25 protein-coding genes and 1 other annotated feature are annotated in these 23,329 nt (G+C 37.2%); of the genes, 18 read left to right on the top strand and 7 right to left on the bottom strand.

Features of this window, described 5'->3' with window-relative positions:
* Nucleotides 1–56: 56 nt before the first annotated feature.
* The 4 genes from MHI47_RS18360 to MHI47_RS18345 all read left to right on the top strand — a co-directional run bounded on the left by MHI47_RS18360 (nucleotide 57) and on the right by MHI47_RS18345 (nucleotide 5,755).
* The gene (locus tag MHI47_RS18360) at nucleotides 57–569 is read left to right on the top strand and encodes a type 1 glutamine amidotransferase domain-containing protein (protein ID WP_093537360.1); all 513 of its coding nucleotides are present in this window, start codon (nucleotides 57–59) and stop codon (nucleotides 567–569) included.
* Between the two features lie 156 nt (nucleotides 570–725).
* Nucleotides 726–2,330 (top strand): gamma-glutamyltransferase family protein, encoded by a 1,605-nt coding sequence (locus MHI47_RS18355; RefSeq protein ID WP_340831825.1) that lies wholly within the window; start codon nucleotides 726–728, stop codon nucleotides 2,328–2,330.
* Nucleotides 2,331–2,750: 420 nt separating this feature from the next.
* Entirely contained in the window at nucleotides 2,751–4,553 is a 1,803-nt protein-coding gene (gene glmS, locus MHI47_RS18350) for a glutamine--fructose-6-phosphate transaminase (isomerizing) (protein WP_340831823.1), read from the top strand.
* 263 nt (nucleotides 4,554–4,816) lie between these two features.
* Nucleotides 4,817–5,755 (top strand): DNA/RNA non-specific endonuclease, encoded by a 939-nt coding sequence (locus tag MHI47_RS18345; protein ID WP_340831822.1) that lies wholly within the window; start codon nucleotides 4,817–4,819, stop codon nucleotides 5,753–5,755.
* Nucleotides 5,756–6,068: 313 nt separating this feature from the next.
* Here MHI47_RS18345 and MHI47_RS18340 read toward each other — a convergent pair whose 3' ends face one another.
* Nucleotides 6,069–6,335 carry a hypothetical protein gene (locus MHI47_RS18340; RefSeq protein WP_093537364.1) on the bottom strand — a complete coding sequence of 89 codons (267 nt, stop codon included), beginning with the start codon at nucleotides 6,333–6,335 and terminating at the stop codon, nucleotides 6,069–6,071.
* A gap of 348 nt (nucleotides 6,336–6,683) precedes the next feature.
* Here MHI47_RS18340 and MHI47_RS18335 point away from each other — a divergent pair, with 348 nt between their 5' ends.
* The 4 genes from MHI47_RS18335 (at nucleotide 6,684) to MHI47_RS18320 (ending at nucleotide 9,647) form a co-directional block, all read left to right on the top strand.
* Nucleotides 6,684–7,028, top strand: a complete 345-nt coding sequence (locus MHI47_RS18335) for an ArsR/SmtB family transcription factor (protein ID WP_093537365.1) — start codon at nucleotides 6,684–6,686, stop codon at nucleotides 7,026–7,028.
* A 14-nt stretch (nucleotides 7,029–7,042) separates the two neighbouring features.
* On the top strand, nucleotides 7,043–8,338 hold the full coding sequence (locus MHI47_RS18330; protein WP_093537366.1) for an arsenic transporter: 1,296 nt from the start codon (nucleotides 7,043–7,045) through the stop codon (nucleotides 8,336–8,338).
* Nucleotides 8,339–8,359: 21 nt separating this feature from the next.
* Complete coding sequence (gene arsC / locus MHI47_RS18325) at nucleotides 8,360–8,779, top strand: arsenate reductase (thioredoxin) (protein ID WP_340831820.1); 420 nt, start codon at nucleotides 8,360–8,362, stop codon at nucleotides 8,777–8,779.
* 151 nt (nucleotides 8,780–8,930) lie between these two features.
* Nucleotides 8,931–9,647, top strand: coding sequence for a ZIP family metal transporter (locus MHI47_RS18320; protein ID WP_340831819.1), 717 nt, complete (start codon nucleotides 8,931–8,933; stop codon nucleotides 9,645–9,647).
* 55 nt (nucleotides 9,648–9,702) lie between these two features.
* On the opposite strand, the gene MHI47_RS18315 is transcribed toward MHI47_RS18320, so the two are convergent.
* Complete coding sequence (locus tag MHI47_RS18315) at nucleotides 9,703–10,017, bottom strand: ArsR/SmtB family transcription factor (protein WP_093537369.1); 315 nt, start codon at nucleotides 10,015–10,017, stop codon at nucleotides 9,703–9,705.
* A 30-nt stretch (nucleotides 10,018–10,047) separates the two neighbouring features.
* Entirely contained in the window at nucleotides 10,048–10,995 is a 948-nt protein-coding gene (locus MHI47_RS18310) for a cation diffusion facilitator family transporter (protein WP_093537370.1), read from the bottom strand.
* Nucleotides 10,996–11,239: 244 nt separating this feature from the next.
* Here MHI47_RS18310 and MHI47_RS18305 point away from each other — a divergent pair, with 244 nt between their 5' ends.
* From MHI47_RS18305 to MHI47_RS18290, 4 genes are all read left to right on the top strand, one after another.
* A complete protein-coding gene (locus tag MHI47_RS18305) occupies nucleotides 11,240–11,554 on the top strand; it encodes a metal-sensing transcriptional repressor (protein WP_340764593.1) in 315 nt (104 codons plus the stop codon).
* Nucleotides 11,555–11,569: 15 nt separating this feature from the next.
* Complete coding sequence (copZ, locus tag MHI47_RS18300) at nucleotides 11,570–11,779, top strand: copper chaperone CopZ (protein ID WP_093537371.1); 210 nt, start codon at nucleotides 11,570–11,572, stop codon at nucleotides 11,777–11,779.
* A gap of 76 nt (nucleotides 11,780–11,855) precedes the next feature.
* Nucleotides 11,856–14,288, top strand: a complete 2,433-nt coding sequence (locus MHI47_RS18295) for a heavy metal translocating P-type ATPase (RefSeq protein WP_340831817.1) — start codon at nucleotides 11,856–11,858, stop codon at nucleotides 14,286–14,288.
* 28 nt (nucleotides 14,289–14,316) lie between these two features.
* A complete protein-coding gene (locus tag MHI47_RS18290) occupies nucleotides 14,317–14,868 on the top strand; it encodes a YdhK family protein (protein ID WP_340831815.1) in 552 nt (183 codons plus the stop codon).
* A 114-nt stretch (nucleotides 14,869–14,982) separates the two neighbouring features.
* Here the strand turns inward: MHI47_RS18290 and MHI47_RS18285 are convergent, their stop codons facing one another.
* On the bottom strand, nucleotides 14,983–16,344 hold the full coding sequence (locus MHI47_RS18285) for a sodium-dependent transporter (protein WP_340831814.1): 1,362 nt from the start codon (nucleotides 16,342–16,344) through the stop codon (nucleotides 14,983–14,985).
* A 75-nt stretch (nucleotides 16,345–16,419) separates the two neighbouring features.
* Nucleotides 16,420–16,650, bottom strand: a binding site (T-box leader).
* A 93-nt stretch (nucleotides 16,651–16,743) separates the two neighbouring features.
* Nucleotides 16,744–17,256, bottom strand: coding sequence for a methylated-DNA--[protein]-cysteine S-methyltransferase (locus tag MHI47_RS18280; RefSeq protein ID WP_340831813.1), 513 nt, complete (start codon nucleotides 17,254–17,256; stop codon nucleotides 16,744–16,746).
* Nucleotides 17,257–17,475: 219 nt separating this feature from the next.
* Between MHI47_RS18280 and MHI47_RS18275 the strand changes: the two genes are divergently transcribed.
* The 5 genes from MHI47_RS18275 to MHI47_RS18255 all read left to right on the top strand — a co-directional run bounded on the left by MHI47_RS18275 (nucleotide 17,476) and on the right by MHI47_RS18255 (nucleotide 20,839).
* Nucleotides 17,476–18,804: a TrkH family potassium uptake protein gene (locus MHI47_RS18275; RefSeq protein WP_340831812.1), complete on the top strand. Its 1,329-nt coding sequence runs from the start codon at nucleotides 17,476–17,478 to the stop codon at nucleotides 18,802–18,804.
* A 180-nt stretch (nucleotides 18,805–18,984) separates the two neighbouring features.
* Nucleotides 18,985–19,572: a lipoprotein BA_5634 family protein gene (locus MHI47_RS18270; RefSeq protein WP_340763976.1), complete on the top strand. Its 588-nt coding sequence runs from the start codon at nucleotides 18,985–18,987 to the stop codon at nucleotides 19,570–19,572.
* A gap of 113 nt (nucleotides 19,573–19,685) precedes the next feature.
* Nucleotides 19,686–20,141 carry a GNAT family N-acetyltransferase gene (locus MHI47_RS18265; protein ID WP_093537378.1) on the top strand — a complete coding sequence of 152 codons (456 nt, stop codon included), beginning with the start codon at nucleotides 19,686–19,688 and terminating at the stop codon, nucleotides 20,139–20,141.
* Between the two features lie 32 nt (nucleotides 20,142–20,173).
* The gene (locus MHI47_RS18260) at nucleotides 20,174–20,368 is read left to right on the top strand and encodes a hypothetical protein (protein WP_340831811.1); all 195 of its coding nucleotides are present in this window, start codon (nucleotides 20,174–20,176) and stop codon (nucleotides 20,366–20,368) included.
* A gap of 27 nt (nucleotides 20,369–20,395) precedes the next feature.
* Complete coding sequence (locus MHI47_RS18255) at nucleotides 20,396–20,839, top strand: GNAT family N-acetyltransferase (protein WP_340770777.1); 444 nt, start codon at nucleotides 20,396–20,398, stop codon at nucleotides 20,837–20,839.
* Between the two features lie 83 nt (nucleotides 20,840–20,922).
* Here MHI47_RS18255 and MHI47_RS18250 read toward each other — a convergent pair whose 3' ends face one another.
* Nucleotides 20,923–21,270: a winged helix-turn-helix transcriptional regulator gene (locus tag MHI47_RS18250; RefSeq protein WP_340832100.1), complete on the bottom strand. Its 348-nt coding sequence runs from the start codon at nucleotides 21,268–21,270 to the stop codon at nucleotides 20,923–20,925.
* A 143-nt stretch (nucleotides 21,271–21,413) separates the two neighbouring features.
* Between MHI47_RS18250 and MHI47_RS18245 the strand changes: the two genes are divergently transcribed.
* Nucleotides 21,414–22,469, top strand: a complete 1,056-nt coding sequence (locus MHI47_RS18245) for an LLM class flavin-dependent oxidoreductase (protein WP_340831810.1) — start codon at nucleotides 21,414–21,416, stop codon at nucleotides 22,467–22,469.
* Nucleotides 22,470–22,640: 171 nt separating this feature from the next.
* Here the strand turns inward: MHI47_RS18245 and yeiL are convergent, their stop codons facing one another.
* On the bottom strand, nucleotides 22,641–23,306 hold the full coding sequence (yeiL, locus tag MHI47_RS18240) for a transcriptional regulator YeiL (RefSeq protein WP_340831807.1): 666 nt from the start codon (nucleotides 23,304–23,306) through the stop codon (nucleotides 22,641–22,643).
* Nucleotides 23,307–23,329 lie beyond the last annotated feature (23 nt).

The raw sequence follows: 23,329 nt of genomic DNA, 5'->3' as shown, positions 1-23,329 counted from the left end.
ATCAGGTAAAGTTTAGTGGAATAGTAAGAGTGTACAAACAATTAAGGAGTGAGGAAATGGCTAAAGTAGCAACATTAATCACAAATATGTTTGAGGACGTAGAATACACAGGTCCAGCACAAGCACTAAACGATGCAGGACATGAGGTATTTGCAATTGAAAAAGAAGCAGGTAAAGAGGTAACAGGGAAAAACGGCGAAGCTACGGTGAAAATCGATTATGGCATTGACGAAGTAAAACCTGAAGACTTTGACGCATTATTTATACCTGGAGGATTTTCACCAGATATTTTACGAGCAGATGATCGTTTTGTTCAATTTGCGAAGTATTTTATGGATGAGAAAAAACCAGTGTTTGCAATTTGTCATGGTCCACAATTACTCATCACTGCGAAGACGTTAGATGGTAGGGATGCGACAGGATATAAGTCGATCAAAGTAGACTTAGAAAATGCCGGTGTAAAATTCCATGACGAAGAAGTATTCGTTTGTCAAAATCAATTGGTAACAAGCCGTACACCAGACGATATTCCAGCGTTTAATAGAGAAATCGTTAAGCTGTTAGGTTAATTAGTAATATAAACTATATAAAATTATTAAGAGCATCTTCTTTTATTGGAAGATGCTCTTTTAATTGATAGAATATTCTTATTTATTTTAGGCATTTCTTTCATTATACTTAAGGAATTAAATCATATCGGTATAAAGGTATGAGGGGGAGTTCATATGGATTATTTACATCACCCGTTTCAAGGAAAGCGTCATACGGTATTTGCTAAAAAGGGTATGGTAGCAACTTCACAGCCTTTAGCTGCTCAGGCAGGATTAGATATCTTAAAAAAAGGTGGTAATGCAATTGATGCGGCAATTGCTACGGCAGCAGCACTTACCGTTGTAGAACCGACCTCTAACGGAATTGGCGGAGACGCTTTTGCATTAGTATGGACAAAAGATAAGCTCTACGGTTTAAACGCATCTGGTCCTGCACCGCAGTCGATATCCCCAGAAGCGATAAGAGAAAAAGGGTATGATGAAATGCCTGTTCACGGTGTGATTCCTGTGACCGTCCCAGGAGTTCCTGCTGCTTGGGCCGCCTTATCAGAAAGATTTGGTAAACTCTCGCTCCAAGAAGTTTTAGAACCTGCTATTCAATACGCAGAAGAAGGATACCCGTTAACTCCAATCCTGGGAAAATACTGGAAACTAGCCTATGATAAATATAAAACTACATTTACTTCAGAGGAATTTAATGCTTGGTTTGAAACCTTTGCACCAAATGGACGAGCTCCAGAAATAGGCGAGATGTGGAACTCTCCTAATCACGCACGTTCTCTTCGAGCGATTGGAGAAACGAATGCCCGTGACTTTTATGAGGGGGAAACTGCCGACAAAATTGATACGTTTATGAAAAAACATGGAGGCTATTTATCGAAAGAAGATCTTCGTACATACAAGGTGGAGTGGGTAGAGCCTATTTCGGTCAACTATAAGGGTTATGATGTTTGGGAAATCCCGCCAAATGGACAAGGAATGGTTGCATTAATGGCACTGAATATATACAAGCACTTAGGGGAACCGAGATGGCAAAGTAAGGAAACTCTCCACCATCAAATAGAAGCGATGAAGTTAGCTTTCACAGATGGGTTAGCTTTTATAACGGAGTCTGAGGAAATGCCGATAAGCGTAGAACAATTATTATCAGAGGAATACGCAAATAAAAGATCCAACGTAATAAACGAAGAAGCTGGCAATCCAGAAATCTATGACATCCCTAAAGGTGGGACTGTATATTTAGCTACTGCAGATGAAGAAGGTAATATGGTTTCTTACATCCAAAGTAACTATATGGGATTTGGATCAGGGATAGTTATTCCAAATACAGGAATTGCCTTGCAAAATAGAGGGCATGACTTCTCTTTAGATGTCGCGCACCCAAATATATTAAAGCCCGGGAAAAGAACATTACATACTATTATTCCAGGCTTCTTAAGCAAAAATGGGAAGGCAGTAGGACCTTTCGGAGTAATGGGTGGATATATGCAGCCACAAGGGCATTTCCAGGTTGTGACGAATACAGTAGACTATATGTTAAACCCACAGGCTACATTAGATATGCCTCGTTGGCAGTGGATAAAAGGGAAAGTAATTCATGTAGAACCAGAATTCCCTAGCTATCTTGTACAAAGTCTAATAGGAAAAGGGCACCAAGTTCAGATTGCTTCGGACGGTGGGACATTCGGCAGAGGTCAGATTATTTGGCGGAATGCTGAAACTGGGGTTCTACAAGGAGGAACAGAGTCTCGTACGGATGGTTCAATTGCAGCATGGTAAAAGATTATCTTGTGTTAAAAGAGCCATTACTATAGTAATGGCTCTTTTATTCGGTTAAAGTCCCCTACACCCATTAAATTGACGAGCATACTATGAACATATATAATGTAGAAGTTGCTAATCTAGTATTAGTAACCGCGTAGATGTGGAGGACAGGTAACGCGTAAAACATAGAAAACAATTATAGCGCCAGAGCTGAAGAAATTGGACGGAAAATCATCTTCAGCAGACGAGGTGGAGGTTATCGAAATTTCGGCGGATGCCTCCCGACCGTATTTGCCCGGTTGTTATTCTTTTTCATAAAACATTCGAGTGATCGAATGACAGGTGGAATAGAAGGCATTCTTTGCTTAATTGGCTACTACACGCCTTGTGTAGGGAGCTTATTTTGACATGAATGTAAACGGAGGAATTTAAATTATGTGTGGAATTGTTGGATATATTGGAGAAATAGATGCAAAAGAAATTTTATTAAAAGGGTTAGAGAAGTTAGAATACCGCGGTTATGATTCAGCAGGTATTGCTGTGCTTAACGAAGATGGAGTTATGGTATTTAAAGAAAAAGGTCGAATTGCGGATTTACGTGGCGTAGTAGATACAGAAGTAGCGGCAACTATTGGAATTGGTCATACTCGCTGGGCAACTCACGGAGTACCAAACCATGAAAATGCACATCCTCATCAAAGTACAACTAAACGCTTCACATTAGTGCATAATGGAGTAATTGAAAACTATCATTTGATGAAAAAAGCTTATTTATCGGACGTGGAAATGGCTTCTGAGACAGATACAGAAGTAATTGTACAACTTATAGAGCATTTTTCTAAAGACGGATTATCTACAGTTGATGCACTTCGCAAAACATTGCATTTAATACATGGTTCATACGCACTTGCTTTACTGGATAATGAAGACGAAGAAACTATTTATGTAGCAAAAAACAAATCACCATTACTAGTTGGTGTTGGAGAAGGATTCAATGTTGTAGCTTCGGATGCAATGGCGATGCTTCAAGTAACTGAGCAATATGTGGAACTTCATGATCAAGAAATCGTAATCGTACGCAAAGATTCTGTAGAAATTCAAACATTGGAAGGCACAAAAGTTGAACGTGCTCCATATAAAGCAGAACTAGATATGAGCGATATTGAAAAAGGAACATATCCTCACTATATGTTAAAAGAAATCGATGAGCAGCCAGCTGTTATTCGTAAAATTATTCAAGCTTATCAAAATGAGCAAGGGGAACTTACAATTGATCCTGCTATTTTAAAAGCACTGCAAGACGCTGACCGCCTGTACATTATTGCGGCAGGAACGAGCTATCATGGTGGGTTAATCGGAAAAGAATACTTTGAAAAAATTGCAGGTATACCAGTAGAGGTTCATATTTCTAGTGAATTCGGTTATAATATGCCACTACTTTCTGAAAAACCAATCTTCATGTTCCTAACACAATCAGGAGAAACTGCGGATAGCAGACAAGTTCTTGTAAAGATTAAAAAATTAGGTTACCCAACGATCACGATGACTAACGTACCAGGTTCTACTCTTTCCCGTGAAGCAGATCACACACTTTTACTTCATGCTGGTCCGGAGATTGCTGTGGCTTCCACTAAAGCATATGTTGCACAGGTTGCTGTTTTAATGGTAACGGCTTCTGTATACGCACTTGCTCAAGGGAAAACATTAGACTATGATGCTGTAAAAGAATTAGGAATTGTAGCCAATGCTGTTCAAGCAATTGTAGATTCTAAAGAAGAAATGGAAGAAATCGCGAAAGAGTTTTTAGCTACTACTAGAAATGCATTTTTCATTGGTCGTAACGTAGATTTCTACGTAAGCCAAGAAGGTGCATTAAAACTTAAAGAAATTTCATATATCCAAGCAGAAGGATTTGCTGGAGGAGAGCTCAAACATGGTACTATCGCTCTTATTGAAGACGGTACACCAATTATCGCTCTAGCTACACAAAAAGCAGTAAGCCTTAATATTCGTGGTAATGTAAAAGAAGTAGTTGCACGTGGCGCTAACCCATGTATTATTGCAATGGAAGGCCATGAGGAAGAAGGAGATCGTTACGTACTGCCAAAAGTAAACGAGCTCTTCGCTCCACTAGTAGCCGTAATTCCATTACAACTTATTAGCTATTATGCAGCATTGCACAGAGACTGCGACGTAGATAAACCTAGAAATCTAGCTAAATCAGTAACAGTTGAATAGAGTTAAAGTAATATATTTTGATGTCCAGTGACATTATAGTAGGTTACCGAAATTTATAAAAGAATGCTAAAACACCTCTCTAGTTTAACAGAGAGGTGATTTTTTGTTGAATACTTATGTCTTTTTACAAATACGCTTGAACTATATGGTGCTTTACTTGAATCAAGTGGATGCCTGTAAGGTATCTTTTCTCTATTATCCATAAGTCAACATTCCCAGATTTTTAGAATGAACAGTATGAAGCAATTATAGGAGAGTCCTAAATGAAAAAGAAAATGAGCTATATAATCTTACTTTTAACAACCTTCTTAATGATTGGTTGTACCAACTTAGAAGATGCATCCGTTACAGATGTAGAAACAGACCTACAAGAAGCAACCACAGTTGAGACAAATATAAATAGTGAAAAAGAAGAAGCTAACGCTACGGTTATTGATGAACCAGTAGAAAAGGAGACACCAGCACAATCAAATAATGATATTTTTTCAGGATACAAACTTATTGAAGTTGATGGTGGTGATTTGTCTGGACATCGTGAACCTAAAGTCGTTGTTGATATTGGTTATGGGGACCGTAAATATTGGGCATTTACTAATGAGTACGGGCAACTAGTACGTGTCATTGCGGACCAAATCATTTTACAAGATGACAGTAAAGAACCTGTATTATCGTCTGGCAGATACTATCGTGATGAGGCAAAGGTTCCTGGAGTCGAAAGTGACGTTTTAGATGAAGGACATATAATTGCTGATTCTCTTGGAGGGGTATCGAATGCCTATAATATTACACCACAAGATAGTACGCTCAACCGACATGGTGATCAAGCTTATATGGAAGACGTGATCCGTAGAGCAGCTGGAGCTACTAATTTTGAAGCAATTATCACATATCCGAATACGGAAACGCAAATTCCTTCCAGTTATCAGTATACCTATACTGTAAAGGGTAACGTAATCGTTGATACATTTGACAATGTAAACCCTGATGAGATAAATTCATCACTCGGTCTAACTGGTAGTGAGCCTGCTGAGTCAACTAGTTCAACTATAAGCGGCGATATTTCTAGTGTTGATACAAACGGTAATGGACAGGTGACGATTAAAGAAGCAAAAGCAGCAGGTTTTAGTATGCCAATAACGAGTGATCATTGGATATATCCATATATGCACGATGCTGATAAGGACGGTATGGTTGGTGAGTGAGACCCTAGAACTTTGAGAAAAGATATAGGTTACCAACTTAATGGTAATTGGCAGTTCTCAAATACTCTGTCGTGACGTAAAACTGGTTAGGTTACCTCCTAACCAGTTTTTTATTGGTGTTTAGAAAGGTAACCCTTTGAGATTCATTACTAAAGAAAAGTTTTTACCTATCTTCTAAAAGGTCAACGCTGGCTTCTAATATATTGAATCGTATTAAAATAAGGTTAACCAGTAAAATCCGGTTAACCTTACGAAGCAATTAAGTTTTATCAGACCATAGGCGATATTAGCAATTGCATCTGATTAGCGTAAATTAATTTTTAAAGGTATCAACAAGTTGCTTAGCATCTATCATGGACATGCCTCTATGTTCCCTTAGATACTTCACGGTTTTAACAACACCAAGAGTTTTTAATTTTTCGCGAACCAAAGCGATTAATTCATCATTGTTTTCTTTGGGGCGCAGTTTCTGATTCTCTACCTTCAAAACGTGGATCTTCTTAGATTGACCAAAAATAATAAGTGATAATCCCAGGATTAATAAAATGAAAGATGTAATTAATACCCACTCAATATTCATAAAATAACCTCCATAATTTAGGCATATTTCCATATTAACACGTTCAGCACATCTTTCCCAACTAGCTATCTGCTCACAAATTATAGTAACTAATACGTTGCAATTAAATTAATTGAAGTTTTTTCCCCCATAGTTCGTGTGGAAGACTATCAATGTTGCATAAAAATAGGGTGTCAATCAGATAGCGTTTGGTGTCCTTATTTTTAATGGTTAAACAAGCCATGAACAATGAAATGATGTGTTTCTTTTTTAATGTCATATAAAAACAGTTGAAATTCATACATAAGCAAACTATTATATAAGGAGATGCTTATATAATAGTCATTTACTGATCTAAGGAGGTACCTCATGGAGTTATGGACAATTGAAATAGAGAAAGCTGCAATGATATTAAAATTGTTAGGAGATAAAACAAGGTTAACAATGCTCAAAATGTTAGAGGCACATGATTATTGTGTTTGTGAATTCGTTGAAATATTTAAAGTGAGTCAACCCGCTATTAGCCAGCACGTAAAGAAGTTAAAAGAAGCTGGATTAGTGTGTGAAACCAGAAGGAGTCAATGGATTATTTATTCTTTAAATAGGGATAGTGATATTCTTCCATTTGTTCAGAGCTTGATGGACCACCTACCAAACCAAGATTTTAAACTACAACAATTAGAAAAACAGGGATTACGCATCTCATGTGAATAAGGGAGGTTTGTATTTTGTCACCAGTTATTTTAGCATCATTAATTTTTATAATAACGCTTATCTTCGTAATCTGGCAGCCAAGAGGTTTGAATATTGGATGGTCAGCCTGTGGAGGAGCCGTTATAGCGTTATTAGTGGGAGTTGTGGGTTTTAGTGATGTCCTCGAAGTAGTAGACATTACTTGGAACGCTACTCTATCGTTTATTGCAATTATACTTATTTCCTTAATATTAGATGAGATTGGCTTATTTGAATGGGCTGCATTACATATGGCAAGGGTTGCAAAAGGCAATGGGTTTAAGATGTTCATCTATGTAAGTGTGTTGGGTGCTTTAGTTGCTGCCTTTTTTGCGAATGATGGAGCAGCGTTAATATTAACTCCAATTGTTTTGGCAATGGTTCGTAACTTGAATTTCAACGAAAAAATGATTTTCCCATTTATTATGGCGAGTGGGTTTATAGCAGATACGACTTCGTTACCCTTTGTTGTTAGTAACCTTGTTAATATTGTTTCAGCTGATTTCTTTCATATCGGTTTTGTTGAATATGCAACAAGAATGATTATTCCTAATATATTCTCACTGATTGCTACTATCAGTGTATTACTATTTTATTTTAGAAAAAGTATTCCTAGATCATATAATTTATCCAAACTTAGAGAACCAAAAGAGGCTATTAAAGACATTAAAATGTTCCATCTTTCATGGTTTGTACTGGCTTTATTAGTTATTGGTTATTTTAGTAGTGAGTTTATCCAAGTTCCAGTTTCCATAGTTGCTGGAATAGTAGCGATTTTCTTCATCTTAATGGCTAGAAGAAGTAATGCGGTTAATACAAGAACTGTTATTAAAGGAGCGCCATGGAATATTGTGTTTTTCTCAATAGGCATGTATGTGGTCGTTTACGGTCTAGGGAATGCTGGACTGACTGGTGTGTTAGCAAGTGTGATTGAGGTAGCTGCAGAACAAGGTCTATTCGCAGCAACGATGTCAATGGGCTTCATTGCAGCCTTCCTGTCATCGCTAATGAATAATTTGCCAACCGTGATGATCGATGCATTAGCGATTGCTGAAACGAATACTTCTGGTACCATTCGCGAAGCACTTATTTATGCTAACGTGATTGGTTCTGATTTAGGGCCTAAAATAACACCGATTGGTTCTCTTGCAACTTTAGTCTGGCTTCATGTTTTATCTCAAAAGGGTGTGAAGATATCATGGGGCACTTACTTTAAAACAGGTATTGTCTTAACGATTCCAATTTTATTCATTACCTTATTAGGTCTTTACATTTCGTTAAAATCGTTCTAACTAAAGGAGAGTACTTAATTTATGTCTAAAAAAACAATTTACTTTTTATGTACTGGAAATTCGTGCAGAAGCCAAATGGCAGAAGGCTGGGGAAAAAAATATTTAGGTGACGAGTGGGAAGTTCTAAGTGCGGGTATTGAAGCACATGGTTTAAACCCGAAAGCTGTTAAAGCAATGAATGAGATTGGAATTGATATTACTACCCAGACCTCAGACTTGATAAATGTGGAAACACTCAATAATGCAGATTTTGTGGTGACCCTTTGTGGCGATGCTGCAGATAAATGTCCAATGACACCACCACATGTAAAACGTGATCACTGGGGCTTTGAAGACCCTGCAAAAGCAGAAGGAACGGATGAAGAGAAGTGGACAACCTTCCAACGAGTTCGTGATGAAGTTGGTGAAAGAATTAAGCGTTTTGCTGAAACTGGGAAATGATTTAATGTATGGTAAGTACAAGAGTTAAAAAGAACTTGAACCCTCAAGTTCTTTTTATTTACCCTTACAGAAGTAAATATTAATTTTAGAGATCTTCATAAATACCTTAGAAAACCCATATAAAGTAAAAACAAATCATAAGGATGGTTAAGTGTCTTTCATCTGGGTTATTGGTTATTTGTGTACTGCGATTGGCTTTAGTATAGGTGGGTATATAGCTTGGAGCACGAAGGGTTTCCAGCACAAAACAGATTTTGTTTACAGTGTTTGTGCGGGGCTAACTCTTGGCATATTGAGTTTTGAAATTGCACCAGAAGCAATAGAGCTAGGAAATTGGATTACTTTCATATTTGGTTTTGTTGTGGGAATCCTATTATTTGAAGTAGCACATATTATTTTGACAACCTTACTTGGAAAAACCGCGGATCAGCGTAAAGGTCTTCCTCCGAAGGTAGGAATCCTCTTATTACTCAGTATTTCATTCCACAATTTGCCGATTGGGATTGTTTTGGGTTCTACACATGATACAGCAGTAGAATTTTCAATGCTTCAAGCCATTCTCCTCCATAATATACCGGAAGGCATAATTGTATTTACTCTTTTGTTTGTAGCCGGTCAGAAGATTTGGTCCTGGTTCATATTTTCCTTACTTGTTGCAGCTCCTGTAGGATTGGGAGCTTATTTTGGCAGTACATTAGGAAACGATAATCCTTTTTTATGGTCATTTTCAATTAGTTTGGCTGTGGGTACAATCTATATGATTATTGTGAAAGAAGTAATTATGGAAGCGATTAAGGATACTTCCAATGTATTACTAATTTCTATTATTAGCTTTGGATGTATAGGATTGTATTTTTACTTTATATAACGTTCTTCTTTAGTAAAAAATAATACCGTAAGATCTAGTTGGAGAGATTACATTATTAATGTTTTGCATGGTCAATTGCTTGATGCAACAGATTCATAATGTGATCGTCAGCACTTGAATAATATAGGGTTGTGCCTTCACGTCGAAATTTTACTAAACGTAAATTTTTCAAAAACCGAAGTTGATGGGATACCGTAGACTGGCCTAAGTTTAGTTCCTCTGCAATATCATTTACTGAATACTCTTTGCAGCAAAGTAAATTTAATATCCGAATACGTGTTGGATCACCTAAAGCTTTAAATGTCTGGGATACGACAAACAGCGTTTCTTCATCCAAATCATGTGGGTTCGTTTGTACTTCTTCTCGCATACTTTTTCATACCTCCGTTTATTCCTTATATTAGTGGTGGTGATGTGCGTGTGGATCAGGTCCTTCTGCTTTAGCAGTACATAAAATGGAATTATCACAGTTGTGAGAAGCTGTTTCAAACTGAATCGTCACATGCTGTATATTTTTATGTCCTAAATCATGCTCAATTTTCTGTAGCATCTTTTCGCCTTCTACAATCATCAATTGATCTTCGACTACGACATGGCAGGAAAGAGCATTTAAACCACTTGTAATAGACCAAATGTGTAAATCATGAACGCTTATGATTCCGTTTGTCTGTTCAATTGTCTTAACGACGTCATTTACACTAACATTTCTCGGTGTACCCTCCATCAGTACATGTAAAGAAGCTTTCGTCACATAGTAACCACTGCGTAAAACTAGTGCTGCAACGATGACACTTGCTAATGGATCCGCCCAACCCCAACCAAGGAACATGATTAATAAGGCTGCAATAATTGCACCGACAGAGCCTAACATATCACTAATCACGTGAAGAAATGCCCCGCGCATATTTAAATTATCTTTCGTATCACTGCCACGCATCATAATCCACGCAACAAGAATATTGACAGCTAACCCGATGCTACTAATAACAAGCATTCCCGTAGTTGCGACTACTGGTGGATTAGTAAAGCGTTCAAATGCTTCATAAAATATAAATAGTGCAATTAATATCAACGTTACACCGTTGAATACTGCTGCTAGAATTTCAAACCGTTTAAAGCCGTAAGTATTGTTAGCATCTGCTGCTTTTTCGCTAAATGTAAATGCCAATAAGGCAATCCCTAGTGAGACAGAATCACTTAACATATGTCCAGCATCTGATAGTAGGGCTAGACTATTTGTCATATATCCGCCTATAGCTTCTACAACCATATAGGTGGTAATAATAAAAAATGAGATCAATAATACTTTCTTATTTGCCCCATGTGCATGGTTATGATTATCCGCCATATTAATCCCTCCGTTATTTTTACATTTCTATTAAACGTTATATGATAATATATTCATATATACAGATTATGTTCATTTAAGTACTTTGTCAATCAATATACTCGCCGTTATTGCTAGGATTCTTCTGACACTTAGTTTTTTTACATTTATGCTAAATTAATAAAACGTAATACTTTACATACCCCCTATAGGTACTATACAATGTGAATAAGAAGTATAGGAGGTTGATGAGTTGGATAGTGTAATGGAAGAAAAGACAATCACATCTGATAATTCTTGTAGAAAAAGTCATCATCCTGAACATATAAAAAAAGATTTAACGAATCGGTTAAATCGTATTGAGGGTCAGATCCGAGGGATAAAAGGCATGGTAGACAAAGACGTCTATTGTGATGATATTATTACTCAACTTTCTGCAACTCAGTCCGCGCTAAATAGTGTAGCAAAAGTACTTTTACAAGGGCATTTAAAAGGCTGCGTAGTCGACAGGCTAGCAGAAGGCGATGATGAAGTACTCGATGAATTATTAGTTACCATACAAAAATTAATGAAAAAATAAGAGGAGGAATTTTAAATGGTTAACCAAGTAACATTAAACGTACAAGGAATGTCATGTGGTCATTGTGTTAGTTCTGTTGAAAACAGTGTAGGGAAGTTAGATGGAGTAAATGAAGTGAAAGTTCACTTAGAGTCAGGAAAAGTAGACATTTCATTTGAAGAAGATAAAGTGTCACTAGAGGTAATTAAAGAAACAATTGATGATCAAGGCTACGATATAGTGTAAGGACAGTAGAGTGCTAAATAGCACTCTCTTTCTTTCAAATAATTATACCCCCAGGTGGTATAAAGGAGAGGTTACAATGAGTAGTGAAACAAAAGAAACTAGTTTACAAATCACTGGAATGACCTGTGCTGCCTGTGCGACTAGAATCGAAAAAGGGCTAAATAAAATGGACGGTGTAGAAGTAGCCAATGTAAACTTGGCACTGGAGAAGTCATTGATTAAATACAATCCTGAAAAATTGAGTAATAAAGACTTTGAACAGAAAATACAAGACTTAGGGTATGGTGTTGTCAAGGAAAACAAAGAGTTTGTCATTACGGGAATGACCTGTGCTGCATGTTCTACAAGAATTGAGAAAGGGCTTAACAAGCTAGAGGGAGTAACCTTGGCGAACGTTAATCTGGCACTAGAAAATGCAACGGTAGAATATAACCCTGCTCAGATTTCAGTTGCAGATATTATAGGGCGAGTAGAGAAATTAGGTTATGGGGCCATCAATAAAGAGGACGAAAAACAGGCTGTTGACTACCGAGAACAAGCCATTCAAAAACAAAAGAAAAAATTTATTATCTCTGCGATTTTGTCTCTCCCATTATTGTGGACGATGGTCGGTCATTTTTCGTTCACATCATTTATATATATGCCTGAATTCCTTATGAATCCATGGGTGCAGATGGCTTTGGCAACACCTGTCCAATTTGTCATTGGGAGACAGTTTTATGTAAGTGCATATAAAGCATTAAGAAACGGTAGTGCCAACATGGATGTCTTAGTAGTAATGGGTACTTCCGCTGCTTATTTTTATAGTGTTTATCAAGCAATTATTACTACGGGTGAACACCATACAGCAAATCTATATTTTGAAACGAGTGCGGTGCTAATCACCCTTATTATATTAGGTAAATTGTTTGAAGCAAAAGCAAAAGGGCGGTCCTCTGAAGCTATTAAAAAACTTATGGGACTTCAAGCTAAGACTGCCTTAGTAATTAGAAATGAAACTGAAATAGAAATACCTTTAGCAGAAGTTGTAACGGGGGATACTATATTAGTAAAGCCTGGTGAAAAGATACCAGTTGATGGCGAAGTTGTAGAAGGAAATACTGCTATCGATGAATCTATGCTAACTGGCGAAAGTATTCCAGTGGACAAAGATATTGGTGATGCATTATTTGGTTCAACTATTAATAAGAATGGCTTTCTAAAAATGAAAGCTACAAAAATTGGTAGAGATACTGCGCTTGCTCAAATTATTAAAGTAGTAGAGGATGCGCAAGGATCGAAAGCTCCGATTCAAAGGCTTGCTGACAAAATCTCTGGTGTGTTCGTGCCAATTGTAATTGGTATTGCGATTCTCACTTTTTTAGTATGGATAATATGGGTGAATCCAGGTAAAGTCACGCCTGCCCTGGAAGCTCTGATTGCTGTTCTTGTCATTGCATGCCCATGTGCGCTAGGACTTGCTACCCCTACATCTATTATGGCTGGGTCAGGTCGTGCAGCGGAGTTCGGGATTTTGTTTAAAGGCGGAGAGCATTTAGAAACTACTCATCATATCGATACAGTCATTGTAGATAAAACAGGAACTGTTACAAATGGTAAACCAGAACTAACGGATATAGTTGTAGCAAGTGGCATAGCGGAAGAAGAGTTTCTTTCTTTAATCGGTGCCGCTGAAAAACAATCGGAACATCCACTCGCAGAAGCAATTGTAAAAGGTATCCAAGACAGAGGAATATTACTTAAGGGAGTTCAGAGCTTTGAAGCAATTCCAGGATATGGAGTGAAAACAGTTGTTGATAACAAAGAAATACTTGTAGGTACTCGAAAACTCATGAATAGTTACAATGTTGATATTTTGAATATATTACCTGTGATGGAGGAGCTTGAGGCTAATGGGAAAACAGCAATGCTTGCAAGTATTGAGGGGCAGTATGCAGGTCTAGTAGCTGTTGCCGATACCGTTAAAGAGACTTCAAAGAAAGCTATCAAGCGTTTACGTGATATGAATATTGAAGTAATTATGATGACAGGTGACAACCAACGTACAGCAACAGCAATTGGTCGAGAGGTCGGTATAGATCATGTTATTGCCGAGGTACTTCCGGAAGGAAAAGCGGAAGAAGTAAAAAAACTTCAGGCTGCTGGTAAGAAGGTAGCGATGGTTGGAGATGGTATTAATGATGCGCCAGCGTTAGCAGTTGCGAATATAGGTATGGCTATTGGAACAGGAACTGACGTTGCAATGGAGGCTGCAGATATCACATTGATCCGGGGGGACTTAAATAGCATAGCCGATGCTATCATCATGAGTCATAAAACAATGAGGAATATTAAACAAAATCTATTCTGGGCGTTTGGATATAACGTATTAGGTATACCAATTGCAGCGGTAGGCTTACTTGCACCCTGGGTAGCAGGAGCAGCAATGGCATTTAGTTCTGTATCAGTTGTCTTGAATGCATTGCGTCTTCAAAAAGTGAAACTAGAAAAGAATAGACCTAGCGGATAAGAACGAATTTCATGGTAGGAGGATAATGATGAAAAAAATAGTAATTGGAATTGTCTCATTAGCAACTGCATTTACGTTGTCGGCGTGTGCCAGTGATGACAAGGAAGCAAGTAAACATGAAAACATCGAGATGGATCATTCAGGCATGAATCACTCTAGTACAGGTGAAGTCCCAGAAAACGTGAAAGTAGCTGATAATCCGACCTATGAAGTTGGAAGTCAAGCCATTCTTAAAACAGATCATATGGAGGGAATGAAAGGTGCAGAGGCAACTATCATTGGTGCATATGATACGACTGCCTATATCATTTCCTACACACCAATATCTGGCGGAGAAAGAGTAGAAAATCATAAGTGGGTCATTCAAGAAGAGTTGAAAGATGCTGGAGATAAAATTTTAGAGCCGGGGACAAAGGTTACGATTGAAGCTGACCACATGGCTGGAATGAAAGGTGCTGCTGCAGATATTGATTCAGCAGAACTAACAACTGTATATATGGTCGATTACACACCAACTTCAGGTGGAGAAATAGTGAAAAATCACAAATGGGTTACGGAAAGTGAATTATCTAAACAATAATTAAATAAGATTTAAGAATTGAAAGAGCTTATTCCTTTATAGAATAAGCTCTTTCAACATATTTAATTGTATAAGTAGAAAGCTTGGAAATACTACTTTTCCACATAGTATATATTAAAAGATTGCAATTAATTTATCCAGTAAGCCAGTTACATCAAGGAATACAATAATAATTACTAATGGAATGACGAACTTCATTATGAAAAACCATATATTAAATGCAGTAGCACCTAAGCGAGAATGCTGTAATAGTTCTTCTCGTAAAGTACTTTTCTCAATCTTATGTGAGATGAAAATAGAGATTAAAAGTACTCCTAAAGGCATTAGAATATTACTAACTAAATAATCAGCGGAATCAAATAGACTTTTCGAGAAAATGAGAATATCAGCAAAAACGCTATAAGATAATGCGGATGGGATTCCTACTATGAATATTAATAGTCCAATGATATACGCATACTTTGTTCGCTTCTCTTGTTTTCCTTTGACTAAAGACGCTACAATTATTTCTAACATAGAAAAGGCCGAGGTTAATGTAGCAAATAAAAATAATGCCAAAAATCCTATTAAGAAGACTTCTCCAAAAACAATTTGATCAAAAACAGCAGGTAATACAACAAATAGCAAACCAGGACCTTCAGCTGGTTCTAAGCCTAGTGAAAAAACAGCGGGGAAAATAGCTAACCCTGCCAATAATGCAATCAACAAGTTCATTGAAACGATTGAAATAGCTGGTTGTATAAGGCTTTCTTTTTTAGAGAGATAAGAACTATAAGTAACCATTACTGACACGCCGACACTTAGTGAGAAGAAAGCTTGTCCCATCGCAAATAGCACACTTTGGGATGTGATATTCGAGAAATCAGGGGCTAGAAAGAATTTCACGCCTTCCATAGCGCCATCTAGTGTAAGGGAGCGAATGATAAGAACGATAAATAGTCCAAACAAAGCGGGCATCAAAATTTTATTTGCTTTTTCAATACCATTTTGTATCCCATTAGCAACCACGACAACTGTAATAGCCAAGAATACAAATTGAGAAATAATAACTATGAGAGGATCTCCAATGGTCGTGTTAAACACGGACCCATAATCTGCACCCTCACTAATTACTCCACCAAACATCCCTTTAGCAAAATAGATTAGAATCCAACCACCAATTACACTATAAAAAGACAATAGAAGAAAGCTGGTGAATACTCCTAACTTTCCGATCCAATGCCAATTAGTATTAGGAGCAAGACTACGATATGCACTAATCGCTTCTTTTTGCGTGCTTCTCCCAATGACAAACTCAGCTAATAATAACGGAAATCCCATAAACAAAGTAAATAATATAAAAAGAAGGAAGAATGCCCCTCCTCCGCTAATGCCTGTTACGTAAGGGAGCTTCCATATTGCCCCTACTCCGATAGCCGATCCTGCAGCTGATAGGATAAAACCAATCTTTGATGACCATTGCTCTGATGTTTGCAAACGAACCATTCCAATCTATTTTTATTATGTCTATTCTATATGAAAAGACAAAAAAGCCACGTCTCTATCTTTTACGATAGGGACGTGGCTATTCACGCGGTACCACCCTAATTGGAAACAAATCTATGTTTCCCACTTGGTTAAAATAACGGTTTAATCCGTTCTTATACTACGTCGTTTTTTTGATGTAGTATAAAAAAAGCTCCAAGAATGAAATTCACCTAATCTTTGTATCAGTTTTCACCAACCACTGATTCTCTACCAACAGGGAGACCGGCTTAATATAGTTCTTTTCGTCGCTCGTTTAATATAAATAATATTAAACGAAATTATAGTATGATACCACCTATTGGTCAACCTTTTTATTTTGAAGTAAATATTTTAACACAAGGGGTCTTGCTACTTTTCAATCCCTAATAACTGTTCTTTCATGTCTAAACCACCCCTGTATCCGGTCAATTTTCCGCTTTTTCCGATGACCCGGTGACAAGGAACGGTGATTAATAAAGGGTTTGCACCAATAGCAGTGCCAACAGCACGAACTGCATTAGGTTTCTGTATCTGGTGAGCGATATCCGTGTACGAAACTGTTTGACCATACGGGATTTCCTGCAACACTTTCCAAACAGCTTGTTGAAACGCTGTACCATGAAGAGCCATTGGCACTGTGAATTCTGTACGTCGGCTCTCCAGATAGTCCGTCAGTTCCGTTTCATAGGGTTTCAGTACATCCTCATTTTCCGAAAGTATATAACTAGGGAGTCGTTTCTTTACCCATTTAGCAAGTTCTTCAAATGGCGCATGCTGTGAACCAACATAACAAAGACCTTCTGTAGTAGCGGCAATATACATCTCCCATGGTCCGCAATTTAAGAATGTCCAGTACACAATCTGTTCCTTATTTCCCTCCATTCCTGCACCTCCATTGATAGTTTCTTTATTTATAACATAGATATGATATAGAATGTTTTTTCTATCTTTGGAGAACGGCGATTAGTTTTATATTAGTCTATGGGATGGTACCTTTCGAGCTAAAAAATATATTTACAAGTTCAATACTTCGGAGTATTATTACCTTCAAATTCTCTTCAAGAAATAGGTTTTTCAAATTTGGTTCTAGGAAGTGCTCGTGTGCAAACTCTTAAAAGGAAAAGAAGGACTATGTCGCCACCTGTTATTATTGCAGGAAGTTTTTTGTTTTTAATATTCGTTGGAACCCTTTTGTTAAAATTGCCTATTGCAACAACCACCCATGTATCTTGGATAGACGTATTATTCGTAGTTACGTCCGCGACTACTGTGACAGGGCTTAGTGTGTTTGACCCTGGGAGTACATTGACTATATTTGGAGAAGTTGTATTAATGATACTTATTCAATGTGGTGGCATTGGTTTAATGACATTTGCAGTAGCTATACTAATACTGTTAAAGAAGAAGATAGGCTTCCAAAACCGTATTTATATACAAGAATCATTCAATCAAAACTCAGTTGGCGGCATTATAAAGCTAGTGAAGCTGATTTTAACATTCGTTCTATCAGTTCAACTTTTCGCCACATTGGTTTTGACTATACACTGGATACCGACTTTCGGTTTTAAGGAAGCTTTATATTTAAGTGTCTTTCATGTAATCTCGGCATTTAATAATGCTGGGTTTGCCTTATTTCCTGATAACCTCATTGGCTTTGCGCATGACCCTATTGTGAATATCGTTTTATCATTATTATTTATAATCGGTGGAATCGGGTTTACTGTAGTTGTGGATATTCAACAAAAAAAGTCATTTAAGCAATGGTCCCTTCATACGAAAATGATGGTTGTAGGAACCATCATTATCAATGTTATAGCTATCGCTTTTGTTTTCCTGTTGGAATATAATAATCCGGCAACAATTGGCTCTATGCCATTACAGGATAAACTAATGGTATCCTACTTCCAAGGTGTAAGCCCTCGTACAGCAGGATTTAATACATTAAATTACGGTGATATGGAAGATCCGACTATACTCGTCACGATGGTTTTAATGTTTATAGGAGCAGGTAGTGCATCGACAGCGTCTGGTATAAAGCTAACAACATTTATCGTAATCGTTTTAGCAACATTTTCTTTTTTACGTAAACGTAGTGAGCCAGAATTATTTGGAAGGTCTATTCGTTTGGAGACAGTTATAAGATCTCTAGCGATTTCAACGATAAGTTTATTTATAGTCTGTTTCTTTTTATTTCTATTAACTGTTACCGAAAAGATCTCCTTCTTACCTCTAGCATTTGAAGTTGTATCGGCTTTTGGAACAGTTGGACTATCAATGGGGATAACTTCACAAATTAGTGATATAGGTGAAGTGCTTTTATGTATGGTAATGTTTATCGGGAGAATTGGTCCTCTAACTTTGTTTTTCATACTTATGAAGCCAAAGAACGTTCATTATCGATACCCGTATGATCAGGTTTTCACAGGATAATTTCAAACAATGAGTCGTCTACTTTAAAATAGACGACTCTTCTTTTTTTTGCGTAAAAATGCAATGTTGCAAAAATGTAATGCTAACGTCATCTAAAGCGAATGCTCGAAATAACGATTTCTCCTATACTAAAGTCAGTAGCAAGGAAGGTTTAAGAAAATAGAAAAGGAGCTAATTAAAATGAAAAAATTACTTACTGTATGTCTAACTGCCTTTTTAATATCAACAGTGTTAACAGGGTGCGGTATGTTCGAAAAAGCAAATGGAGTAATTCTATATGGGGAAGAACAACAAATCATCGATTCTTTAGAGCAAGAGAAGGATGAATTAGTAAAGGAAGATCAATACAAGATTAAAATCGTGGAAAATGATGGGCAACGTATCCTTGTCTTAAAAGACGAAACTGCTCAATCACTTGTAAAGAAAAAATTAATAAGAGAAATAACAAATCAAGAAAAAGCTAAAACAGCAGTAATTTCATCTCTACCGAAAGTAGCGGTAGGCGAGGGAATACTTTTTGCTAAGAAAGAGCCAGCAGCACTTAACCTAGAGGGCATGGAGTTAAACGTAAAATATGAGGGGAACAATGTCATTGGAAGAGGAAGAGCATATGCGGACATGTTTCTAATCGTAAATGATGCTGATTGGGCTTCGATTAAAGGAACAGAAAAAATGATGGCTTTACTAGAGTATGACAAAGATCCTAGTGCAGACGGATTAAGTGATTATGGTGTAGAAGAAAGAACACTTGTGAGATTTAATGATTAGTTAAGTAGGGGCTGTCCATATCCATGGGCAGTCTTTTTTTGGATAGATGTAAAAAAGGAAATAACTACCTACATGTAGTATATATATTAATGACATGAAGGGGGCAGTATGGAATGTATCACTATTTTGAAGGGCTCGTTATTAGAGAAGGAACAAAGGGGATTCCTGCCGAATATGTAGAGGAACTCTTTAAAGATGCGGGTTGGAGTAAGCATACACCAGACTGGCAGAAAGAGAAGTTCACCTTAATATTTGAAAATTCTACCTGGGCATATACCGTTTGGGAGGATGAAAGAATGATTGGAATGGTCAGAGTTATTTCCGATCAAATAATGGCAGCAAATATTATGGATTTAGCAGTGCATTCGGAATATCGAGGAAAAGGAATTGGCCAAAAGCTTGTACAATTATGTGTGCAAAAGCTTCCTCACGGCGATTGGTTCGCTCATACATCTGCTAATAATTTTAGTTTTTATGAGAAATGTGGCTTTGAAGTAAAGGATTTAAACCAACATGGAACATGTACTTATTATGGGTACATACAAGCGAGAAAAGATGGGCATAGATGAAATGAAGTCATTTACTGGGGGAGTGGTAATAATTGGGTGAGCGATGGGAGAATAAGAAAGAAGTTAGAAAGGAACGTAGAAAGTATAGTGAACATTATACTTTTGGTGACTTTGTATTTGATGTTTTCTTTTGGATACCAGAGTTACTTCTCCTGCCTTTCCGAATGGGTTTCTGGTTAGTTAGAGGCGTAGGAAGAGTTATCGGTAATCTCATTGATGGTATATAATAGGATTTATCGTAAGGAGTGGTGGGTATGTGGAATTATATGGCATTTGAAGAGTTGAGTGCATTGGAATTACAACGAATTTATAAAGTAAGAGTGGCAGTTTTTGTAGTGGAGCAGAATTGTCCTTATCCGGAAGTAGACGATGTAGATCTTATTAGTACACATATTTTTAAAGAAGAAAATAATGAACTAAGTGCATACATGCGTGTGTTCCCGAAAGAAGATATGATCCATATTGGTAGAGTTTTAGTTGACCAAGCTCATAGAAAATCTGGTTTAGGTAGAGAGCTTGTAGCTAGGGGGATGGAATATATCGAAACTATTTATCCGGGAATGGCTATTTATGCTCAGGCTCAAGCTCATTTGGAGGATTTCTATAAGTCCTTTGGTTTTGAAACAGTGTCAGAGGTATATTTGGAGGATAATATTCCTCATATTGATATGGTAATGCCAGCTGGAGAAATGAACTAGTTATTGTACATAAAAAATCGGCTCCTTTTTTAGGGGCCGATTTTTATGGCATTAGTTGAAATATCATGAGAATCAATCGCAAGTCAACCTGTTTGTTGTTGTACTTTTTTTGTTTTATGAAGAGTATGTGCAGTTCCCCATTCATGCATAGCCATCAAAATTGGTTCTAAGCTTCTTCCATACTCACTCATGGAATATTCCACTTTCGGTGGGACTTGAGCGTAGACATTACGTGTAATAATATCTTCCTCTTCTAACTCTCGAAGCTGTTTTGTTAGCATTTTTTGAGTAATGCCAGGTACACTACGTTTTAAATCGCTGAATCTTTTTGTACCTTCTTGTAATAGGATTAATAAAATAATCGGTTTCCATTTTCCCACTAGAATACCTAAAGCGTCGTCTACTTTGCAAAGCTCTGGTTGCATATCTATCCCCATAATGCCATCTCCTCTCATTAGTATCATTTAGTATACTATACCACTTTTTTGTGCGTACTTATGTATTTTGACTTTCAATATTATACTACTCGTAGAGGTAATAGTTATTAACACCATAAATTAGAAGGGTGAGGTAAATGGAAAAATATCGTATTGATCAAAGCAAAGGATTGGAATTTGGGTTATATACATTAGGGGATCATATGCCGAATCCACATACAGGAGAACGTATTTCTGCAGCGCAGCGCATACATGAAATTATAGAGTTGGCAAAGTTAGCAGAGCAGGCGGGAATTGACTTTTTCAGTGTTGGAGAAAGTCACCAGGAATATTTTGCAACACAAGCTCACACAGTTGTCTTAGCGGCAATTGCACAAGCAACTAATAAGATTAAGATTGCGAGTTCATCCTCAATCATCAGTACGTCAGACCCAGTAAGAGTCTATGAAGACTTTGCCACAATAGATTTGCTCTCCAAAGGACGTGCAGAAATTGTAGCTGGACGCGCATCTAGAATAGGTCTATTCGAATTGTTAGGGTATGATGTTCGATATTATGAGGAGTTATACGAAGAAAAGTTCGAGCTATTATTGAAGATAAACCAAGAGAATGTCATCAATTGGAGTGGACAATTCCGAGCACCATTGAAAGATGCAAGTGTTATCCCACGCCCGCAAGACGGTTCACTACCCATTTGGCGTGCAGTCGGTGGGCATCCTGCAAGTGCGATTAAGGCGGGGCATGCTGGTGTCCCAATGTTTTTAGCTACTTTAGGAGGACCAGCTTCTTCTTTTAAACGCTCCATTGATGCATATCGCGATGCAGCTAAAAGTAGTGGCTATAATCCTGCTGAACTTCCAGTAGCAACTGCTGGTTTCTTCTATGCAGCAGAAACGACACAACAAGCACAAAACGAATACTATCCTTATATCAATGAAGGAATGAAATTATCGAATGGCAGTGGTTATCCAAGAGACGCATTTGCGTTAGGAGCAGACCCGCATAATGTCATGAATATCGGAAGTCCGCAGCAAATCATCGAAAAAATTCTATACCAGCATGAAGTATTTAGCCATCAAAGATATATCGGACAAATGGACTTTGGCGGCGTACCTTTCGAGAAACTTATGAAGAATATTGAACTTATAGGTACTGAGATTCTGCCTGCTATTAAAAAATATACAGCTAAGTAGTATTAAATCAATAGTAATAAATATACACCTTGGGGCGATTAGAAATTCGTTACAAGGTGTTTTTTGTAATAGTGCTTCCTCTAGAAAGCTGTCTTAAAAAGATATCATAACGTTTTCAGATTTAACTAATCAATAGGATTTATGGAAGTCTACTCATTTTGACGCTATGTTTTATTTGATTTCGTCGGCTAACGCCTGAAGCTTTTCTCTATCTAATATTTTGTAACTCATTTTTATTTTTTCTATCATACCTGCTTCTGATAATTGAGCAAATGTATGCAGTAAATGTCGGTAGGATACGCCGAAGTAATCGCTGATTTCCGTATGCTTTTCCCTGTATATATCTTCGTGTGAGGATAAAAGTATAAACTCTGCTAGCTTATTTTCTAGCGGATACGCTTGATGCTTTGTATACTTGGTAGAATGAGCAGTTGATTTATTACTTAAAAATATACATAAATATTTCAGGAAATGAGCATCCGCTAGTAGTTTTTCTTTGCATTTTTCAATTGCGATTCCTAAACAAATGCATTTTGAGCTAGTTTGTATACTTTTAGAATACTTTTCTTCGTTTAATAGCTCGATTTCTCCCATGAATATTGGTGGGGTTAAAAAGTTGATCAATGAAACTTTGCCATTTTTGTGGGACACGTAGAGTTTTGCCTTACCTTCTACCATATAAAAGAGATACTCAGGTGCTGATCCTTCTTGAATGATAAAATCGCCCTTTTCAAATTGAAAAACCTGTACAAAGGGAGAAATGTCAAAAGAAAAAAGTGATTGAATTGTATATTTTTCTATGTAATATGCCTTTTCTAACCCCTTTAGTAAATTCATGGTATGTCATCCACCCTTCAAAT

Origin of the sequence: Psychrobacillus sp. FSL H8-0487, from assembly GCF_038008385.1 — a bacterium.
In the GTDB taxonomy this organism is placed as follows: domain Bacteria; phylum Bacillota; class Bacilli; order Bacillales_A; family Planococcaceae; genus Psychrobacillus; species Psychrobacillus psychrotolerans.
This window is presented reverse-complemented; position numbering and strand designations above follow the sequence as displayed.

Bases quoted from the DNA above. Each gene is read 5' to 3' on its own strand.
- MHI47_RS18360 (WP_093537360.1), top strand. From the start codon at position 57: ATGGCTAAAGTAGCAACATTAATCACAAATATGTTTGAGGACGTAGAA.
- MHI47_RS18355 (WP_340831825.1), top strand. From the start codon at position 726: ATGGATTATTTACATCACCCGTTTCAAGGAAAGCGTCATACGGTATTT.
- glmS (WP_340831823.1), top strand. From the start codon at position 2,751: ATGTGTGGAATTGTTGGATATATTGGAGAAATAGATGCAAAAGAAATT.
- MHI47_RS18345 (WP_340831822.1), top strand. From the start codon at position 4,817: ATGAAAAAGAAAATGAGCTATATAATCTTACTTTTAACAACCTTCTTA.
- MHI47_RS18340 (WP_093537364.1), bottom strand. From the start codon at position 6,335: ATGAATATTGAGTGGGTATTAATTACATCTTTCATTTTATTAATCCTG.
- MHI47_RS18335 (WP_093537365.1), top strand. From the start codon at position 6,684: ATGGAGTTATGGACAATTGAAATAGAGAAAGCTGCAATGATATTAAAA.
- arsC (WP_340831820.1), top strand. From the start codon at position 8,360: ATGTCTAAAAAAACAATTTACTTTTTATGTACTGGAAATTCGTGCAGA.
- MHI47_RS18315 (WP_093537369.1), bottom strand. From the start codon at position 10,017: ATGCGAGAAGAAGTACAAACGAACCCACATGATTTGGATGAAGAAACG.
- MHI47_RS18310 (WP_093537370.1), bottom strand. From the start codon at position 10,995: ATGGCGGATAATCATAACCATGCACATGGGGCAAATAAGAAAGTATTA.
- MHI47_RS18305 (WP_340764593.1), top strand. From the start codon at position 11,240: ATGGAAGAAAAGACAATCACATCTGATAATTCTTGTAGAAAAAGTCAT.
- copZ (WP_093537371.1), top strand. From the start codon at position 11,570: ATGGTTAACCAAGTAACATTAAACGTACAAGGAATGTCATGTGGTCAT.
- MHI47_RS18295 (WP_340831817.1), top strand. From the start codon at position 11,856: ATGAGTAGTGAAACAAAAGAAACTAGTTTACAAATCACTGGAATGACC.
- MHI47_RS18290 (WP_340831815.1), top strand. From the start codon at position 14,317: ATGAAAAAAATAGTAATTGGAATTGTCTCATTAGCAACTGCATTTACG.
- MHI47_RS18280 (WP_340831813.1), bottom strand. From the start codon at position 17,256: ATGGAGGGAAATAAGGAACAGATTGTGTACTGGACATTCTTAAATTGC.
- MHI47_RS18270 (WP_340763976.1), top strand. From the start codon at position 18,985: ATGAAAAAATTACTTACTGTATGTCTAACTGCCTTTTTAATATCAACA.
- MHI47_RS18265 (WP_093537378.1), top strand. From the start codon at position 19,686: ATGTATCACTATTTTGAAGGGCTCGTTATTAGAGAAGGAACAAAGGGG.
- MHI47_RS18255 (WP_340770777.1), top strand. From the start codon at position 20,396: ATGTGGAATTATATGGCATTTGAAGAGTTGAGTGCATTGGAATTACAA.
- MHI47_RS18245 (WP_340831810.1), top strand. From the start codon at position 21,414: ATGGAAAAATATCGTATTGATCAAAGCAAAGGATTGGAATTTGGGTTA.
- yeiL (WP_340831807.1), bottom strand. From the start codon at position 23,306: ATGAATTTACTAAAGGGGTTAGAAAAGGCATATTACATAGAAAAATAT.